Source organism: Paenimyroides ummariense (assembly GCF_900115115.1).
GTDB lineage: Bacteria > Bacteroidota > Bacteroidia > Flavobacteriales > Flavobacteriaceae > Flavobacterium > Flavobacterium ummariense.
Window position 1 is genome coordinate 1 of the sequence record NZ_FOVI01000074.1, and the last position, 1,173, is coordinate 1,173.

2 protein-coding genes are annotated in these 1,173 nt (G+C 36.1%); both read right to left on the reverse strand.

All coding sequences use genetic code 11. The features are described from left to right. Window positions 1–567 (reverse strand): hypothetical protein (locus tag BM253_RS17125; RefSeq protein WP_143095713.1); only part of this gene is annotated, 567 nt, incomplete at its 3' end. 2 nt (window positions 568–569) lie between these two features. Next, entirely contained in the window at window positions 570–944 is a 375-nt protein-coding gene (locus BM253_RS17130; protein ID WP_091526708.1) for a DUF7793 family protein, read from the reverse strand. Between the last annotated feature and the right edge of the window lie 229 nt (window positions 945–1,173).

Consider the following 1,173-nt stretch of genomic DNA (forward strand, 5'->3'; position numbering starts at 1 on the left):
CTCCAGTTTGACAATTTCCGCGGATTCCGGTCTGATTCCTTTTCGAAAGTACTTCTTGTCCAAATGTATTTGAAAGAGGTTAAGGATATAGCCGCTTTTTGAGCCTAACTTTTTAATGCTGTATAAAAACGGAACGTTTAGTACGGTAATCGACGGGGTCTCAACAGCTGCACTACCGTTGGTTTTTAGATAATTTAGGTATTCTGAAAATGATCTCTGATCGGATGGTCTGATAAAGTCGGTAATCTTATGACCGTCTGTAAGCTCATAATCAATGTTCATGAATTGAGGAAACAGTTCATCGGTATCCTTTATATACAGTTCGTTGTTTAGGATGATCTCAAAATGGTTGATGAATTTCTGTGATTCGCTGGGTTTTGTAAAGGTCATGTGAAGTACGCGCTGCCTCCACTCGTCGTTAATCCAATTCAGAAGGGCTTCCAATCCCTCAAAATCATCGTTTAGATTGTTTATTATAAGTTTTTTGCTCAGATTGCCTTTAGCAAGCTCCAGCATGCTTTCGTTATAGTTGCGCCAACGCTCAAGTGAACAGGTAAAATTTTTCATATTCAGATATATTTTTTTAAAAATATTTCAGCTTCTGTCAGGTTGTCAAAAGTATTGGTTGGTATTTTCGGTTTGTTGATAGCAACAAAGTAGTTTGAAAGCTTACGCAGCGTATGTGCTGAACTATATAGCGCTACAGCTTTCACCATCGAAGATCCGTAATCCGCAAGATATTCCCTTGCATCCGCACTGATGTCCTGGACCAGCGAAACGTCACAAAGGATAGCATATGATTTATATGACTGAAACCGCAGGCGGTCTTCAACGATTATTGTCGCGGCATCGTAATCAATGTATCTCCCTTCTTTGTAAATGATGTAAAGCAGGGAATCTTTCAACTCGTACGAGGCGAAATCATTTTCATAGTTAGTTAACATAATTTTGGGGTGTTTTGATTGTATGTTTAACAGTTAATAAAATTATAACTAAATTTTTTTTTAAAAGCTACATCTAAGCTTAAAAGTTATCAGAAAGGTATAAATAGTTATTCAAAAGGTATTATTTGTGATTCGTATAGGAGCTAACAGCTTTATTTTTAGCAATTTTAGGATTTTATAATACGGATTATGGCTAAAATTAACCACAACAATTTATTGGAAACAATTA

Coding starts and splice junctions, on each gene's coding strand:
- BM253_RS17130 (WP_091526708.1), bottom strand. CDS start 944: ATGTTAACTAACTATGAAAATGATTTCGCCTCGTACGAGTTGAAAGAT.